The organism is Euzebyella saccharophila (assembly GCF_014855495.1).
Lineage (GTDB): Bacteria > Bacteroidota > Bacteroidia > Flavobacteriales > Flavobacteriaceae > Euzebyella > Euzebyella saccharophila.
Map to the genome: position 1 here is coordinate 1,226,379 of NZ_JACYFJ010000001.1, position 17,211 is coordinate 1,243,589.

Here is a 17,211-nt window from a genome sequence, read left to right on the forward strand (position 1 = left end):
GGATTTAATAGCCTGGGTTTTGTGTTAAAGAACCGTTAGAAGCATCAATTTGAGCTTGTGGAATTGGGAAGATTCTTTTATTTGGATCAGAGTCTGTTTTCTCCCACCATGTATCTTCATATTTCCCGAATCTTATCAGGTCGATTCTTCTGCTTGATTCTTGGAACATTTCTTTTCCTCTTTCAGCCAAGAAACTGTCTGCGGTCAAAGAAGCCAATGGGTCCAAACCGGCACGATCTCTTAGCGCATTCACATCGGGTAAAGCCATGTTCCAATCTGCTTGCGCCCTGGCCATTGCTTCCGCTCTAATTAAATGAACATCTCCCAGACGAACAATGGGGTAATCATTGTTCATATCCTGTCTTTGGAAAAGAGCAAAACTGAATTTTTTCATTCTTACACCACCATCTCTCCAAGCATTAGGTTCCAATTCGTTAATATTTGGCTTATAGTCTATCACCAAATCACCATCATCTGCAGCATAATCCAATAATGGGTCTCCGTTAAAGTCGGTTTGAGGTCCTTGAAGGAAGTTAGCTTCTTTTCTAAGGTCATCGTCCTCAAAACTATTATAGAATTCTTCCAGAACAACAAAACCGTTCCAAGGCTGTACATCTAACCCCCAAGTTAATTGACTGGGCCCGTGTAAAGTCATCATGTTAAAGTTCATACCTCCGGCACCTGTTTGGTCATATTCAGCAGCCCAAATAATTTCAGGGTTGTTTTCGTTATTTGGAGCAAAAACCGCTGCATAACCCTCCAATGTTTCCGGATCACTAGCAACGCTAGGTCTTTTTGCCTGGTTAGGTACGGAGCAACCGTCTGCACATAGTTGATATGGACTGTTATCTAGAACGTATTCTGCTGCCCATTGAGCTTCTTCCCATCTAGGTGTACCGGTATAAACTTCGGCATTTAGATAAAGTTTAGCCAATATTCCTAAAGCGGCATATTGATTGATTCTGTAATTGCTTATCTCCGTATTCAAATCACTTCCAGAAAGATTCATGCTAGCTGTTACGGCTGAAATTCCTAATACATCTAACAATTCACTTTCAATAAAATCAAAAACTTCTTGACGACTGGACTGAGGCGCATCAGCACCCGGAGATGTAATTATTTTAACCCTTCCAAATCCATCCATCAGCCTCCAGTAAAAATAGGCCCGAAGAGCCCTTACTTGAGCCGTTTGATTGGCATTTAGTGAATTGGATAATGAGGTGTTACATTCCCCTATACCAGCATAGGCATCGTTCCAAAGTTCATTGACACGGTCATGAGTAGAACCGTAGGTGTGTCTATGTAATTGTATCCAGATTCCACCGTCAAACCAGTCACCACCTTTTTGGGTAACTGCAACGTCATCACCAGTTACGGTATTAGTTGCGAAGAAACCAGTGTTTCCAGCGGTTCCTGCCCTAAGTCTAGCAAAAGGTGCCAGAAGGGCTCCACCACCACCGTCACCGCCACCAACGGAAACTCCATTATTGGAGAACTGCTGGTCTTCTGTGAAGGAATCTTCCAATTCATCTTCCAAATCAGTACATGAAAATGCTATGAGCATGGTACTGAGACATGTTATTTTAAATAATTGTTTCATAGTATTTTTTTAAAAGTTAATGTTAAGCCCTAAGGTAAAAGTTCTTTGGGTGAAGTAGCTATTTCTTCTATCAATACCTGGAGCTAAAGGGTTGGCCGTACCTGTATCAACTGCACCATCTGTAATAACGATTTCACCATTCGCGGAATTGTTATCACCAAAATCTTGTAGTACTGGTTCAGGATCTGTACCGGAATAGCCTGTTATTGTGAACAAGTTTTGACCACTCAAGGAAAGACGTATGTCTTTAACATGGTCGCTATCAATGTTCCAATTGTAACCCACAGATAGGTTGTCCAATCTAAAAAAGTCTGCTTTTTCAACATAGTACGAGCTAAACTGAGCCGTTTTAATGTCTGAGCGTGCATATTTGGTGTTCATGAAATTATAGGAAGACTGAGATCCTATAATGGGTTCGTAAAATGCCCTAAAGGTGTTTACCAAACTATGTCCAAAGGCTCCTCTAAAGAAGGCATTAACATCCCAATTACCAAACGTTATTTGGTTAGTCCACCCCAATTCAAAATCAGGAAGACCTTTACCTAGAACGGCAAAATCTACATCATCATCCAAGGCTTTACCTTGGTCCGTTACCACAGTACCATCTCCATTTACATCTTCTAATTGAGGAGTACCGGCTTCATTAACCTCTCCAGTAAATACAGGACCCCAAATTTGACCAACCTCTTCGCCTTCCCTTACCAAAATAACACTGGTGTTGTTCTGTCCAGGAGCTCCTAAGTTGGCAATAACTTGATCACCTTGAGGGTTTTTCTCTAATGTTGTTTTATATGTGGAGAAAATAAGTCCTGTGTTATAGCTGAACTTGTCATTTTTAACGGCATCATAGTTAGCAGTGAACTCAAGACCGTTGGTTTTCAATTGTCCGGCATTTTCATATCGTTGGCTAATACCTCCAAATAAAGCGGCATCTACGTTTACCAAGCTAATGAAATCATCAATATTTCTGGTGTACAAATCTAAAGTTGCAGAAAGTCTCTCAGTGGCAAATTCAATACCGAAGTTAAGCTCTGCTTTTTCTTCCCATTTTAAATCTGCATTGGGAGCACGATTTCCTTGACCTGTACTTGAACCGTCTTGTCCGCTTGTTCCGGGGTTTAATGCATAGGTTGTGGCAAAAAGTCCCACCTCTGGCGGTATAGCACCTGTAACACCGTAACCCAATCTAGCTTTCAAAAGGTTTACATTATTTAAATCCAAATACTTATTTAAATCTGCACCGACCGCTACTGCAGGGAAAAGACCCCATTGGTTTTCAGAACCAAAGCGACTGGAACCTTCACGCCTTAAGGAAGCGTTTAGATAAATGGCATCGTCAAAAGTAGCATTTAATCTACCAAAGAAAGCCACAATTCTATCTCCATCTCTTCGGTCACTGTTTGCAACAATACGACCCGCTTCGGTCAAGTCTTGAGAACTTTCTATGTTGTTTCTGAAATCAAATTGAATCCCTGGGGGGAAGTCACCTAACTGAAAGAAAACATTGTTAAAATCAGTCTCTTGAAAGGAGTAACCACCTGTTAATGTAAAGGATATATTGTCTCCAATTGTATTGTTATAGGTTGCGAATCCTTCAAAAAGATCAAATTTAGTCTCTTGGGTCAGGAAATTAGCCAAACCTCGTGTTGTAGGGCTCACCGCATTTCCTAAGTAGAGAGCTGTGGTAGGATAGTACTGAGACCTGTTGTTCTTAATGTTTTGAGTCGCAAAATTAACATTGGCCGCCAAATTGTCCGTCAATCTATAGTTAAAGTTCATACTATAATTGATGGTATTGGTGGTTCCATCATTTTCACTTTGTCTTGCAATAGAGGCAGGGTTAAAACTGTCAAATAAACCTAAGGTTTCAAAGAAACCTCCATATTGTCCGGAAGAGAAAGGAAAAGGTGCATCCTTTCCAAAGACTGGAGCAGTTGGATTATAAGTAATAGCATATCTTAAGGCTTCATTAAGACCGTATTTACTATCTCTTCTAGTCAAAGCAGAATTGAAATCAATTTTCAATTTGTCATCAAAAAGTCTGGCAGTAAGATTGGTTCTGGCATTAAGTTGCTTGAATCCTGTATTGTAAAGTATACCGTCTAATTTTCTAAAGTTACCAGAAACACGATAAGAAACATCATTGGTACCCCCAACAGCTGCAATATTATGTACATGGGAATAACCGGTTTGGGTAACTTCGTCAATCCAATCAGTGTCACTACCCAAATCATTACCTCCTGCAGCTAAAAACTCATCGGCATTCATAATGTCTATTTGATTCGCTATCGATGAAGTCGCAAATTGACCATTATAAGTCAACTGCATAGGCTGGCCTACTTTACCTGATTTGGTAGTTATCAAAATAACACCAGCAGAACCTCGTGTACCATAGATAGCTGCCGCAGAACCGTCCTTTAGAACGGTTATGTTTTCAATATCATTAGGGTCCACGTTATTTAAGGACCCGCCAAGTACCCCATCAATTACTACCAATGGCTCTTGGTTACCTCCAATCGTAGATATACCTCTTAAGCGTACAGTACCGTTGGTGTTTGGGTCGCCACCTTTATTCACAATGGTCAAACCAGCTACTTTACCTTGTAAAAGTTGAGTAGGGTCATTTACGGTACCTTGGTTAAAGTCTTCAGAGCTAACACTAGTTACCGCGGTTGTAATTTCCTTTTTCTGTTGACTACCATATCCTACGATTACAACTTCTTCCAATGCTTGGGCATCTTCCTCAAGTACCACATCAATAGTACTTTGACCGGAAACTGTTACATCTTGACCTTTATAGCCAATGTAACTAAAGGAAAGGATATCACCGTCCTGAACATCAGATAATGTATAATTACCGTCAAAATCTGTTTGGGTACCATTCGTAGTTCCTTTTATGACAACACTGGCTCCTGGTAGGGGGCCACTGGCATCGGAAACTGTTCCTGATACCTCTTGTGCCTGTATAATACCAAAGCATAGGAATGCTCCAAGCATTAAGAGGTTCTTTAAAAATGTAATTTTCATAAAGAATGATTTAAGTTGAGTTATAATTTCAGTTCAAAAGTTAAAAATATGTAAAAAGCTAGTTAAAAAAGGGGGCTGGGTAAAATAGTTAGTATCGAAAACGGTTTCGTGTTAATAACTTTTTCAAATTTACGATGAAATCAAAGAAATTCAATGTTTTTAAGGGATTTCATGTTTTCGTCTTTGAAAAATAGGTATTTCGGATTATAAAACAAATATAAAAATTTTCTTTTTTGTAGGAAAAATACGTTTAAATCTATTTGTGTCCATTTTTTGTTAAAAATCAAACGTTTTCGGGCATTTTGGCTTTTTAACATTATTTTCACTGACACAAAACTAGGTAATGAAACAAAAGATAACTCTCAAGCATATTGCTCGTGAATTGGAAGTTTCCATTTCTACAGTCTCAAAAGCACTAAAGAATAGTGATGAGATCAGCGAGGATACCAAGGAAAAGATTCAGGCGTTTGCCAAGCTATATAATTACAAGCCTAACAATATTGCAGTAAGCCTTAAAAATAAGCGTACCAAAAATATTGGGGTGGTCATTCCGGATATTGTGCACCATTTTTTTACAACGGTATTTCGTGGTATTGAAAAATATGCTAACGAACAGGGATATAATGTAATTATATGTGTTTCTGACGAGACTTTTGATAAGGAGGTTATCAATATGGAAATGTTGAATAATGGTAGTATTGATGGCTTTATTATGTCACTTTCCGCTGAAACGCAACAAAAAAATGATATTACTCACCTTAAACAAGTTTTAGATCAAGGTACGCCTTTAGTCCTTTTTGATCGAGTTACGGATGATTTAGATTGCGATAAGGTTATTTTAAACGATGAGGAAATTGCCTTTGAGGCTACTAAAAAACTTTTAAAAGAAGGCCGTAAAAGAATTGCGCTAGCTACAACTGAAAGTTATTTTAATGTTAGTGAAAAACGTGCAGAAGGTTATAAACGAGCGCTCAATGAATATGGTATAGAGGTAGATAATGATCTGGTTTTAGTGATACCTTATGATGATATTCAAGAAAGTATGATAGACGCTTTTTTTGATACTACCGATGTTGACGCCGTACTTAGCGTTAATGAAATTTTTGCTATACAATGTATGGGCGTAGCCAAAAAACGAGGAATGAAAATACCCAAGGATATTTCTTTCATTGGTTTTACAGATGGTTTACTTTCAAGATATTCCAACCCAACCCTTACCGTTGTTGCCCAACATGGTATTCAAATGGGTGAAATGGCAGCAAAATTGCTCATTGATCGAGTAGAGCGGGAAGATGAAGGGGAGGAAGAAGAAAGTTTTAAGACCGAAATCGTTAAAGCAAGTATTATCAATAGAGAATCTACCTTAAATTAACTTTCAGTTTTATTTCTTGTTATAACTTACAGGCTTTAATTTAAAATTCTATGTATGGGAATTAAGGCCTTTATCTTTGATTTGGATGGCGTCATAGTTGATACCGCTAAATATCACTACCTCGCTTGGAAAAAGTTGGCCAATGAACTTGGCTTTGAATTTACCTTGGAACAAAATGAATTGTTCAAGGGGGTGAGCAGAAAAAGATGTCTTGAGATTTTGTTGGATATTGGCAACGTGACCGCTACGCAAGAGCAGTTTGATACTTGGATGGTAGAGAAAAATGAGGATTACCTAGCCTACATCGACGAAATGGATAGCTCTGAAATTCTACCAGATGTGCCGCGGGTGCTTAATTACCTAAAAGGAAAAAATATTCCCATGGCATTAGGGTCTGCCAGTAAGAACGCAAGGGCAATTCTTGAAAAAGTAGGTCTTATCTCCTATTTTGAGTATTTGGTAGATGGAACCAACGTTACCAAGGCCAAACCGGACCCGGAGGTTTTTCTTATTGGAGCCAACAAGTTGGGTGTGTCTCCTGAAGCCTGTGTGGTCTTTGAAGATGCAGTAGCAGGTATACAAGCAGCAAACAATGCCGGTATGACCAGTATTGGAATTGGGGATGAAAGTATTCTTTCAGAAGCGCAATATAACTTTAAAGATTTTACGGAAATCAGCAATGATTTTCTGGGTCAATTAATTTCCTAGAAGCATAATTTTTTTATTGTTTTTAATCCCAACTTTACGGTTAGGGCTACTTATATATTTCTAATTTTGAATTGCAAGTAATTAAGTTGTTATGAATCAAGAATATTTAAAAGCTACTCCTTGGTCCATTATTGAGGAAGGTTTTGATAAGGAGTTAGTTCAATCTTCGGAAAGTATCTTCAGTTTAGGTAATGGTGCCATGGGGCAGCGAGCCAATTTTGAGGAAACCTATACCGGAGAAACTTTTCAGGGAAGTTACATCGCTGGGGTTTATTATCCGGATAAGACCAGAGTAGGTTGGTGGAAGAATGGGTATCCTGAATATTTTGCCAAGGTACTCAACGCTCCGAATTGGATAGGTATCAATATTTGGGTCAATGGGGAAGCTCTAGATTTAAATACCTGTAAGGAAGTAAATGGGTACTCCCGCGAACTTAATATGAAAGAAGGTTGGTATAGGCGTACGTTTGAAGCGGTTCTGCCAAACGATAGAAAAATTCAGGTGGAAGCAATTCGTTTTCTCAGTCTACATTTAGATGAAGTTGGGGCTATTCAGTATAATGTAACCGCCATTGATTCCGATTTAGAGGTGAAATTTCAGCCGTACTTGGATAGTGGTATCACCAATGAAGATTCTAACTGGGACGATAAATTCTGGAATACTACCAATATCGATGTTCATGGTAATCAAGGTTTCATTGAAGCCTATACCATGAAGACCCAATTCAAGACTTGTACGTTCATGCAATCGCAATTGTTGTTGAATGGGGAAATACTGAAGAAAGAACCCAAATCAACTTCGAAAGACTTGTGGGTGGGGCATGAATATTCCCAAAAGATAAGCAAGGGAGATACACTGTCGCTTCAAAAATTTGGGGGATATACCGTTGAAAGAAACCACCAAGGAAAGAATTTGGTGGATATTTCTAAAGAGGTGTTGAAAAAGGCTGAAGATTTGGGATTTGAGACACTTTTAGATAAACAAAAGCAATCATGGGCAGAGATTTGGGAAATGAGCGATATAACCATTGAGGGCGATGTAAAAGCACAACAAGGTATCCGCTTTAATATTTTTCAGTTGAACCAGACCTACTTAGGAAGGGATTCCAGATTGAATATCGGCCCAAAGGGATTTACTGGTGAGAAATACGGGGGAAGTACCTATTGGGATACCGAAGCCTATTGCATTCCGTTCTATATGGCTACCAAAAATCAACAGGTTGCCAGAAATTTATTGAAATACCGCTACAATCACCTTCAAAAAGCTATTGAGAACGCCCAAAAGTTAGGTTTTACAAACGGGGCGGCACTATACCCCATGGTCACCATGAACGGTGAAGAATGTCACAATGAGTGGGAAATTACCTTTGAGGAAATTCATCGAAACGGCGCTATAGCATTTGCTATTTACAATTATTACCGATTTACGGGAGACTATTCCTATATTCCAGAAATGGGTCTGGAAGTGCTTATTGGTATTGCCCGTTTTTGGCATCAAAGAGCCAGTTTTTCAGAACAGAAACAGAAATATGTCATTCTTGGAGTAACCGGGCCCAATGAGTATGAAAATAACGTAAATAATAACTGGTACACCAACTATTTGGCCCAATGGTGCATCAATTTTACTGTGGAGCAATTGCAAAGGGTTCACGATGGTTTTGAAGATGATTATAGAAGAATTGTAGGGAAGACCAAGCTGACCGATGGAGAGGTTGCCCATTGGAAAAAAGTGGCGGACAAAATGTACTTTCCGTATTCCGAGGAAAAACAGGTGTTCCTGCAGCAAGATGGATTTTTGGATAAAGAATTGATCACCGTAAAAGATTTACCATCGGCACAGAGACCGATCAATCAAAAATGGAGTTGGGACCGTATTTTACGCTCGCCTTATATCAAGCAGGCAGATGTACTTCAGGGTTTTTACTTCTTTGAAGATCACTTTTCTAAAGAAGAACTCAAGAGACACTTTGATTTCTATGAGCCCTTTACGGTTCATGAATCATCGCTTTCACCCTGTGTTCATAGTATTCAGGCGGCGAAACTTAACCAAATGGAGCAGGCTTATAAATTTTACCTAAGAACCTCTCGCTTGGATTTGGATGATTACAATAAAGAGGTGGAAGAAGGTTTGCACATCACCTCAATGGCGGGTACGTGGATGAGTATCGTTGAAGGTTTTGGGGGCATGCGTGTGGCTGACGACCAATTGTTGTTCAACCCTAGGATTCCTGAAAAATGGGATTCCTATTCGTTTAAAATTAATTTTAGGGGAAGTGTGGTGAAAGTATCCGTGAAACAGAAAGAAACGGAGTTTTCAATTTCCGGGGATGATTCCATTACTATAAGGTGCAATCAGAAAGAAGTAGAATTGAAGCCCGGTAGGGATATTTCGGTACCTCATTAAAGTTGAGGTCTCTGAGGTATATAAGTAATTGGAGATAATGGCAAAGCAAAAGGAGGTAGTTTATCAGGTTTTTACAAGGCTATTCGGTAATTCCAATACCAACAACAAGCCATGGGGTACTGTAGAGGAAAACGGTGTGGGCAAATTTGCTGATTTTACCCCCAAGGCGCTTAGGGAAATTAAAGATTTGGGCTGTACTTATATTTGGTACACAGGAGTCGTACACCACGCCCTGATCAATGATTATTCTGCCTTCGGAATTTCAAATGATTCACCGGAAGTAGTAAAGGGAAGGGCCGGTTCACCTTATGCTGTAAAGGATTATTACAATGTGAATCCGGATTTGGCCAAAAATCCGGAAAAGCGACTTCAAGAGTTTGTAAGCCTCATTAAAAGAACGCATAAAGCAGGTTTAAAGGTCATTATCGATATTGTGCCCAATCACGTAGCACGTAGCTATGAAGGGGCTTCCACCCCCAAGGGTTCTCGGCCTTTTGGGGCTGATGATGATACTTCGGTGGAATATACCCGGGACAATGATTTTTACTACATTCCTCAACATGAATTTCAAGTACCTAATTGGCGAGAAGGTTATCAGCCTTTAGGAGGAGAAGATTTAGCGCCATATCCTGATTTTGAGGAAAACCCTGCGAAATGGACAGGTAACGGTAGCCGTTCTGCCCAACCTGATTTTAATGATTGGTATGAAACCGTTAAAATCAACTACGGGGTCAAACCCGATGGTTCGTACGATTTTGATATACTTCCTGATGAGTTTGCACATAAATCTTTTGAGGAACATTTTCATTTTTGGAATGACCGATCTGTTCCTGGGGCGTGGGTAAAGTTTAAGGATATTGCCTTGTATTGGTTAAAAAAGGGAGTGGACGGTTTCCGGTATGATATGGCGGAAATGGTTCCAGTAGAATTTTGGAGCTATATGAACTCGCATATAAAAATGCAGAACCCCAATGCATTTTTAATGGCCGAAGTGTACAATCCCCATGAATACCGAAATTTCATTTTTAAAGGAAAAATGGACTATCTGTACGATAAGGTGGAAATGTATGATTCCCTTAAACATATCATGCAAGGCCATGGGTGGACGGACCATATTTCGGTGGTGAAAAAAGGAACCCAAGATATTGAACATCATTTATTACATTTTCTTGAAAATCACGACGAGCAACGAATTGCTTCCCCAGATTTTGCTGGTGATGCGTTAAAGGGAAAACCGGCCATGGTGGTGTCCGCAACCATGACTACCGCTTCAATAATGATTTATTTCGGTCAGGAAGTAGGGGAGCCTGCTGCGGAACACGCTGGTTTTGGCAGCCCTACCAGAACCTCAATTTTTGACTATATCGGGGTGCCACATCACCAGAGATGGGTGAACGATAAAAAATTTGATGGGGGCCAATTGTCAGATGAAGAAACTGCTCTACGGGAATTCTACAAAAGGTTGCTCAATTTTACCATTAACAGCAATGCTTTGACCGGGCAGTACCAAGACATCCATTTTTATAATAGAGATCATACGGAGTATTACAATCACCATGTGCTATCTTATGTGCGTTGGTCAGATGATGAAAAACTGGTAGTAGTGAGCAATTTTCACGCCTATGATTGGTTTGGTTTTCACTTGCAGCTTCCGCCTGATATCATTGAAAAATGGAATTTGATGGATGGGGAGTACCTTTTGGAGGATATGCTGTACGGTCATAAAGAAACTTTATTTGTTAACGAGGGGAGCGCCAAGGTGCGGGTAGATGTACATCCTTTGGAATCCTTTATTTTTAAACTACATACCAAATGAAAGGTAGAAGCCCATTCATAGTACTTTTTCTAATTCTAACATTCTCTTCTTGTATGAGTGTAAATAAACCAATTGTCATAGGCCATAGAGGTGCCATGGGTCACGAAACTGAAAATACATTGGCTTCAATTCAGAAGGCTATTGAACTGAAGGTTGATATGATCGAGATTGATATTTTTAAAATTAGAACAGGGGAGATTATGGTCTTCCATGATGATGAGGTGGACCGGTTGACCAACGGAAGCGGCTTTATTGAAGACTATTCTTTTGATCAATTGCGGGCATTGGTCGTTGAGGGCGGTCATAAAGTTCCCACCTTGCAAGAAGTTTTGGATGAAATGGCTGCTAAAGTTGATTTAAATATCGAATTAAAAGGAGCGGACACGGCAGAGGAGGTGAACAGGATTGTTGAGGAGAATATTGAAAATGGACCATGGAAATTGAATAATTTCATTATTTCCAGTTTTAAGTGGGAAGAGTTAAGAGATATGCGTGCCTCCAATTCTGAAATACCGATTGCTGTTTTAACGGGTAAGGATCCACTAAATGCAATTGAAATAGCGAAGGAATTAAATGCCGAAGCTGTAAATCCCCATTTTGAGCAACTTAATGCGGAAAACAATGTGGCCTTAAAGGAAGCGGGATTAAAAATTTACCCTTGGACGGTTAATGATGAGCAGGATATCATGGGAATGAAAAGATTGGGGGTAGACGGTATCATTACCAATTATCCTGAAAGAGTCAAGTAATGTTTGATGTTATTATTGTTGGAGGAGGTGCTGCCGGTTTTTTTACGGCCATTCAACTGGCAAAGACGAAACCAACTCTTAAAATAGCAATTCTCGAAAGGGGGAAAGAAGTGCTGGGAAAAGTAAAAATTTCCGGCGGAGGAAGGTGTAATGTTACCCATGCAGAATTTGACCCTAACATGTTGGTTAAGAATTATCCCCGAGGGGAAAAAGAACTCCTTGGGCCTTATCACACCTTTGCTAGCGGAGATACCATGGCATTTTTTGAAGAACATGGGGTTTCTTTAAAGATAGAGGAGGACGGACGTATTTTTCCGGTATCGGATTCTTCACAGACCATAATCGATTGTTTTTTGAATCTTACCCAAAAATTAGGTGTAAAGGTATTAAAACATAGTGCAGTAACCCATTTTGAAAATACAGCAAAGGGGTGGCAAATCAAAACCATCAAGCACTCCTATGAATGTAAAAAACTTGTGCTGGCAACGGGTAGCAATCCTAAAATTTGGAATATACTAAAGCAACTGGGCCATACTATTGAGACTGCTGTACCGTCCTTATTCACCTTTAATTGTAAGGATACGCGAATAGCCGGAATTCCAGGGGTGGCTACCAATGCCAGTGTTGAGATTTTTGAGAACAATTTGCTTGAAAGTAAGATTACCGTAAGACTTAAAAGTAAAAAGACTAGAACACCAATTTTGTATGCTGATGGTCCCGTACTCATTACGCATTGGGGACTCAGCGGTCCCGCCATCTTAAAATTGTCGGCTTGGGGTGCTCGTTTATTACACGACTATAAGTACAACTTTAAAGTTGTGGTCAATTGGATGCCGGACTATAATTATGAGGGGCTCTTGGGCTATTTACGGGAAGTGAAAGAAGTGGAAGGAAGAAAAACTGTTTTGCGGACCAAAGCTATTGAGGTTCCTAGAAGGTTATGGACCAATTTGGTAAAGGCATCCGGAATAAATAAAGCCGATAAGTGGGCGGATATCAACAAACAACAATTGGAAAATTTGGCAGCGCAATTAACAGAGTGTGAACTCAAGATTGAGGGTAAATCTACTTTTAAGGAAGAGTTTGTTACCGCTGGAGGTGTAGATTTAAAGGAAGTTGACTTCAGGACTTATAAAAGCAAACTTTTACCTGATTTATATTTTGCCGGAGAGATCTTAAATGTGGATGCTATAACAGGAGGATTCAATTTTCAGAATGCTTGGACCGGCGGTTATATGGTAGCCAAAGCAATTACTAATACCTTGTAAATGACTGTATATATTGCGTTTTTGCGGGGTATCAACGTAAGCGGAACCAAAAAAGTTCCTATGGCACAATTGCGTTCGTTGTTGGAGGAAAATGGCTTGGATAAGGTTACTACCTACATACAAAGTGGAAACGTGGTATTCTCTTCGCTTGAAGAGGACAAAAGTGTTTTGGAAAATAAAATACAGGAAACAATTGAGAAAGAGTTTGGTTTTCAGGTGCCTGTTTTGGTCATTACAAAGACTGGTTTGGATACGATTCTTACAAGTAATCCATTTGAAAAAAACCTCGAGAAGGATAACGGTAAAATTTACTATGTTCTGTTAAAAAATAAGCCAGATTCCATGTTGGTAAAACATTTAGAGGAAGAAGTCTATGAAAATGAAGAATTTTACGTGACGGATACTTGTGTTTATCTACAATGTAATACTGGATATGGGAAAGCCAAACTTAACAACAATCTCATAGAACGAAAATTAAAAGTGGAAGCTACGACCCGAAACCATAGAACCATGGAAAAGTTGGGCCAAATGGCAGCCAATCTTAATTGAGCTCCCAAATTCTATAGGTGAGAACGGTAGCAAAACAAACCCAAATAAAGTAGGGAACAAGTAACCAAGCCGCGATTTTGCTTACCACCTTGAACCATCTGATAGTAAAAATTAAAAGTATCAACAAGGATACAATGACTATCAAGGCCCAAAAAAGCTCCTTAAGCCCAAAAAATACAATGCTCCATGAAGCGTTCAACAAAAGTTGAAACACAAAATGGTAAAGAGCCGTTTTTACCCATAAATGGTAAAACCCTTTGGTCCATACAATGCCGGCAGCGATTCCCATCATAATGTAAAGCATGGTCCATACAGGAGCAAAAATCCAAGCGGGAGGCGTAAAACTAGGTTTGTTTAGGGTAAGGTACCAGTCGTTAACCGAAGTTTGGGTTACAAAGCTTCCCAATAACCCAATAATCAGGCAAATGCCCACGGCATAGCTTATATGAAGTATTTTGCTTTTCAAGTGGGTGGTTTTCAAGCCTAAGTTAACAAATTATTTCTTTGAGCTTAGATGAGCGGGTTAAAAAGTATATTTGCACAAAATTGTGCTTATGACCGAGTCCCGTTTTATACCCAATTCATATAAGAATTTGCCAGCATCAGGCAAATCATCTTGGAGGTCGCCCAGTAATATTGCATTGGTTAAGTATTGGGGCAAAAGGGAAAACCAAATTCCGGCTAATCCATCCATTAGTTTTACATTGAATTCTTGCTTTACTACAACTACGGTCAGTTACGAAAAATTGAAGGAAAAGCAGCATCAGTTTTCTTTCGATTTCCTGTTTGAGGGAAGCCCCAAAGAAGAATTTAAACCCAAAATCCAGACCTTTTTAACCAGGATACAGGCATATCTACCCTTTCTAACGGAATATCATTTGGTAATTGAGAGTTCCAACTCCTTTCCCCATAGCAGTGGAATTGCATCTTCGGCAAGTGGAATGTCTGCTTTGGCCTTGTGTCTAATGGATATGGAAAAAGAACTGAACCCTACCATTCATCTTGATTTTTTTAATCAAAAAGCCTCTTTTCTGGCGCGCTTAGGTTCTGGAAGTGCATGTAGAAGTGTTGAAGGACCTTTGGTTCAATGGGGAAGTTATAGGGGAATTGAAAATAGTAGTGATTTGTACGGAGTTCCGTATCCATATATAACGCATGCAGTGTTCCAAGATTTTTGTGATACCGTACTTTTGGTCGATAAGGGGGAAAAAACAGTTAGTAGTACCGTGGGTCATGGACTTATGCACCATCATCCTTTTGCAGAACAACGTTTTCAACAAGCACATTCTAATTTGGATAAGTTAAAAACCATTTTCGAAACGGGTGATTTGGAGGGCTTTATACAGGTGGTAGAAAGTGAGGCGCTCACGTTACATGCCATGATGTTGACCAGTAGCCCTTATTTTATTTTAATGAAACCCAATACCTTAACGATTATCAATAAAATATGGGCTTTTAGGGGGGAATCAAATAGCCATCTTTGCTTCACTTTGGATGCAGGTGCCAATGTACACGTATTATACCCTGCGGAGGAGAAAACAGTGGTGCTCAAGTTCATAAAAGAAGAGCTGGCCCCACTTTGCCAAAACGGGCAATTTATTGAGGATCAAGTAGGAACTGGTGCCATTAAATTGATTTAAAGTCCTTTCAGCTATTTTTTTACGTATAATAAAATACTAAAAGCAAGTAATTTGGGTTGTAAAAAGCGGAAATGCGCTCGAACGAAGATTTTGATAGCGTATTCAAGTTGTTTAGCACCAATTGAATAGAACACAATAGTTTATTTCTTATTTTTGCAGTATCCTTATCGACCATACAATGAAGGGACCATTATTTTATTCTAAGATTCTTCTTTTTGGAGAGTACGGTATCATAAAAGATTCCAAAGGGTTGTCCATACCCTACAACTTCTTTAAAGGCGCTCTGAAATCAGATGATAATCTGTCTGATACCGCTAAAAGTTCCAATAGAAGTTTAAGGGAGTTTGCCGGTTACTTGGAAATGATACACAAAAACGATCCAAAATTAGTTTCCTTTGATTTTGAATCGCTAAAGGCAGATGTTGCCGGCGGAATGTATTTTGATAGTTCCATTCCTCAGGGTTATGGAGTAGGGAGCAGCGGAGCGCTTGTTGCCGCTATTTATGATAAGTATGCCTTGGATAAGATAACTATTCTTGAAAATCTTACGCGAGAAAAGTTACTTAGGTTAAAACAGATTTTTGGTAAGATGGAATCCTTCTTTCACGGAAAATCTTCCGGTCTTGATCCATTGAACAGTTATTTAAGTTTGCCTATACTCATCAATTCCCAAGATAATATAGAGTCCACCAGCATTCCCGCTCAGAATTTGGAAGGTAAAGGAGCTGTATTTTTATTGGATAGTGGTTCTACAGGAGAAACAGCCCCTATGGTCCAAATCTTTATGGAAAAAATGAAACAAGAAGGATTTAGGAGCATGCTAAAGAACCAATTCATAAAACATACCGATGCTTGTGTAGAAGACTTTGTAAAAGGCGATGTAAAATCGCTCTTTGGAAATTTAAAGCAACTTTCTCACGTAGTGCTTGATAACTTTAAGCCCATGATTCCGGCAAAATTTCATGAACTGTGGCAAAAAGGAATCGAAACCAATGAATACTATCTTAAACTTTGTGGTTCTGGAGGTGGAGGCTACATTTTAGGTTTTACCCAAGATATTGACAAGGCCAAAAAGTCCTTGCAGGGTTACAATTTGGAGGTAGTCTATAACTTCTAAGTCGCTACTTTTCGAGCTTTTTAGAAACCAATCAAAATACATATAGATGTTCAGTCGAAAAAACAAGCTCCTGCTTTTAAAGTTGTTGAGCTTATTTTCGGTTGTAAGGGGTTACAATGTATTCGTAATAGCCTTGGCTCAGTACTTGGCCTCCATTTACATTCTTGCCCCAGAGCTTCCGCTTAGGGAGGTGCTTTTTGATTTTAATTTATTCGTGATTGTTTTATCCTCTACTTTGGTCATTGCTGGGGGTTATATCATCAACAATTTTTACGATGCTGAAAAGGATTTGATCAATAAGCCCAGAAAGAGTATGTTGGATAAACTGGTGAGTCAGCAGTTTAAGTTGATAACTTATTTTGTACTTAACTTTTTGGCAACCTTTGCCGCAAGCTACGTCTCGTTTAAAGCTGTTCTATTTTTTTCGGCATATATTTTTGGAATCTGGTTCTATTCCCACAAGCTTAAAAAAATACCGTTCATAGGTAATTTTGTTTCTGCCACCTTGGCGATCACCCCGTTTTTTGCAGTGTTCGTTTACTACAAAAATTTTGATACCGTCATCTTTGTACACGCCTTGTTCCTATTTACTCTAATTTTGAGTAGGGAAATGATAAAGGATTTGGAGAATATCGCAGGTGATATGGCACAGAATTATAAAACGGTACCTATACTCTATGGTCAAAAGTTTTCTAAGATTTGTATTAGTCTATTACTGTTGTTGGCTTTGCTCCCTGCCTTTTTGCTTACAGAATATTTTGATGTAGGGCATATGCATTTCTACTTTTTGGGTTGCATAGTCATGCTAGTAGTCGTGACGGTCATGATGTGGAAAGCCCGCACGAAGCTTCATTACGTAGGGCTTCATAATATGATCAAACTTATTATAGTTGCCGGGGTTTTTAGTATTCTATTGATTGATATTGATTTAGTACTCAACCGAATACTCTAAAGGTATCTT

General features: G+C 39.2%; 13 protein-coding genes. 10 read left to right on the forward strand and 3 right to left on the reverse strand.

Going from position 1 to position 17,211, the window contains the following annotated elements:
• Window positions 1-4: 4 nt before the first annotated feature.
• Complete coding sequence (locus tag IL355_RS05110) at window positions 5-1,600, reverse strand: RagB/SusD family nutrient uptake outer membrane protein (RefSeq protein ID WP_192461079.1); 1,596 nt, start codon at window positions 1,598-1,600, stop codon at window positions 5-7.
• A gap of 9 nt (window positions 1,601-1,609) precedes the next feature.
• A complete protein-coding gene (locus tag IL355_RS05115) occupies window positions 1,610-4,627 on the reverse strand; it encodes a SusC/RagA family TonB-linked outer membrane protein (RefSeq protein WP_192461080.1) in 3,018 nt (1,005 codons plus the stop codon).
• Between the two features lie 343 nt (window positions 4,628-4,970).
• On the opposite strand from IL355_RS05115, the gene IL355_RS05120 reads away from it, so the two are divergent.
• The 7 genes from IL355_RS05120 to IL355_RS05150 all read left to right on the forward strand — a co-directional run bounded on the left by IL355_RS05120 (window position 4,971) and on the right by IL355_RS05150 (window position 13,493).
• Window positions 4,971-5,999, forward strand: a complete 1,029-nt coding sequence (locus tag IL355_RS05120) for a LacI family DNA-binding transcriptional regulator (protein WP_192461081.1) — start codon at window positions 4,971-4,973, stop codon at window positions 5,997-5,999.
• 54 nt (window positions 6,000-6,053) lie between these two features.
• On the forward strand, window positions 6,054-6,707 hold the full coding sequence (pgmB, locus tag IL355_RS05125; protein WP_192461082.1) for a beta-phosphoglucomutase: 654 nt from the start codon (window positions 6,054-6,056) through the stop codon (window positions 6,705-6,707).
• 91 nt (window positions 6,708-6,798) lie between these two features.
• A complete protein-coding gene (locus IL355_RS05130) occupies window positions 6,799-9,111 on the forward strand; it encodes a glycoside hydrolase family 65 protein (RefSeq protein WP_192461083.1) in 2,313 nt (770 codons plus the stop codon).
• Window positions 9,112-9,148: 37 nt separating this feature from the next.
• Window positions 9,149-10,927 carry an alpha-amylase family glycosyl hydrolase gene (locus tag IL355_RS05135; RefSeq protein WP_192461084.1) on the forward strand — a complete coding sequence of 593 codons (1,779 nt, stop codon included), beginning with the start codon at window positions 9,149-9,151 and terminating at the stop codon, window positions 10,925-10,927.
• 53 nt (window positions 10,928-10,980) lie between these two features.
• Window positions 10,981-11,676 (forward strand): glycerophosphodiester phosphodiesterase, encoded by a 696-nt coding sequence (locus IL355_RS05140; RefSeq protein ID WP_225621115.1) that lies wholly within the window; start codon window positions 10,981-10,983, stop codon window positions 11,674-11,676.
• On the forward strand, window positions 11,676-12,944 hold the full coding sequence (locus IL355_RS05145; RefSeq protein ID WP_192461086.1) for a BaiN/RdsA family NAD(P)/FAD-dependent oxidoreductase: 1,269 nt from the start codon (window positions 11,676-11,678) through the stop codon (window positions 12,942-12,944). Before IL355_RS05140 ends, IL355_RS05145 begins: the two co-directional genes overlap by 1 nt.
• Entirely contained in the window at window positions 12,945-13,493 is a 549-nt protein-coding gene (locus tag IL355_RS05150; RefSeq protein WP_192461087.1) for a DUF1697 domain-containing protein, read from the forward strand.
• Here the strand turns inward: IL355_RS05150 and IL355_RS05155 are convergent.
• Window positions 13,486-13,959 carry a TspO/MBR family protein gene (locus IL355_RS05155; protein ID WP_192461088.1) on the reverse strand — a complete coding sequence of 158 codons (474 nt, stop codon included), beginning with the start codon at window positions 13,957-13,959 and terminating at the stop codon, window positions 13,486-13,488. The genes IL355_RS05150 and IL355_RS05155 overlap by 8 nt on opposite strands.
• Before the next feature lie 88 nt (window positions 13,960-14,047).
• Here IL355_RS05155 and IL355_RS05160 point away from each other — a divergent pair, with 88 nt between their 5' ends.
• The 3 genes from IL355_RS05160 (at window position 14,048) to IL355_RS05170 (ending at window position 17,202) form a co-directional block, all read left to right on the forward strand.
• Window positions 14,048-15,133 carry a diphosphomevalonate/mevalonate 3,5-bisphosphate decarboxylase family protein gene (locus IL355_RS05160; RefSeq protein WP_192461089.1) on the forward strand — a complete coding sequence of 362 codons (1,086 nt, stop codon included), beginning with the start codon at window positions 14,048-14,050 and terminating at the stop codon, window positions 15,131-15,133.
• A gap of 178 nt (window positions 15,134-15,311) precedes the next feature.
• Complete coding sequence (locus IL355_RS05165) at window positions 15,312-16,250, forward strand: mevalonate kinase family protein (protein ID WP_192461090.1); 939 nt, start codon at window positions 15,312-15,314, stop codon at window positions 16,248-16,250.
• A gap of 46 nt (window positions 16,251-16,296) precedes the next feature.
• Window positions 16,297-17,202, forward strand: a complete 906-nt coding sequence (locus tag IL355_RS05170; protein ID WP_192461091.1) for a geranylgeranylglycerol-phosphate geranylgeranyltransferase — start codon at window positions 16,297-16,299, stop codon at window positions 17,200-17,202.
• Window positions 17,203-17,211 lie beyond the last annotated feature (9 nt).

Coding starts and splice junctions, on each gene's coding strand:
- IL355_RS05110 (WP_192461079.1), bottom strand. CDS start 1,600: ATGAAACAATTATTTAAAATAACATGTCTCAGTACCATGCTCATAGCA.
- IL355_RS05115 (WP_192461080.1), bottom strand. CDS start 4,627: ATGAAAATTACATTTTTAAAGAACCTCTTAATGCTTGGAGCATTCCTA.
- IL355_RS05120 (WP_192461081.1), top strand. CDS start 4,971: ATGAAACAAAAGATAACTCTCAAGCATATTGCTCGTGAATTGGAAGTT.
- pgmB (WP_192461082.1), top strand. CDS start 6,054: ATGGGAATTAAGGCCTTTATCTTTGATTTGGATGGCGTCATAGTTGAT.
- IL355_RS05130 (WP_192461083.1), top strand. CDS start 6,799: ATGAATCAAGAATATTTAAAAGCTACTCCTTGGTCCATTATTGAGGAA.
- IL355_RS05135 (WP_192461084.1), top strand. CDS start 9,149: ATGGCAAAGCAAAAGGAGGTAGTTTATCAGGTTTTTACAAGGCTATTC.
- IL355_RS05140 (WP_225621115.1), top strand. CDS start 10,981: ATGAGTGTAAATAAACCAATTGTCATAGGCCATAGAGGTGCCATGGGT.
- IL355_RS05145 (WP_192461086.1), top strand. CDS start 11,676: ATGTTTGATGTTATTATTGTTGGAGGAGGTGCTGCCGGTTTTTTTACG.
- IL355_RS05150 (WP_192461087.1), top strand. CDS start 12,945: ATGACTGTATATATTGCGTTTTTGCGGGGTATCAACGTAAGCGGAACC.
- IL355_RS05160 (WP_192461089.1), top strand. CDS start 14,048: ATGACCGAGTCCCGTTTTATACCCAATTCATATAAGAATTTGCCAGCA.
- IL355_RS05165 (WP_192461090.1), top strand. CDS start 15,312: ATGAAGGGACCATTATTTTATTCTAAGATTCTTCTTTTTGGAGAGTAC.
- IL355_RS05170 (WP_192461091.1), top strand. CDS start 16,297: ATGTTCAGTCGAAAAAACAAGCTCCTGCTTTTAAAGTTGTTGAGCTTA.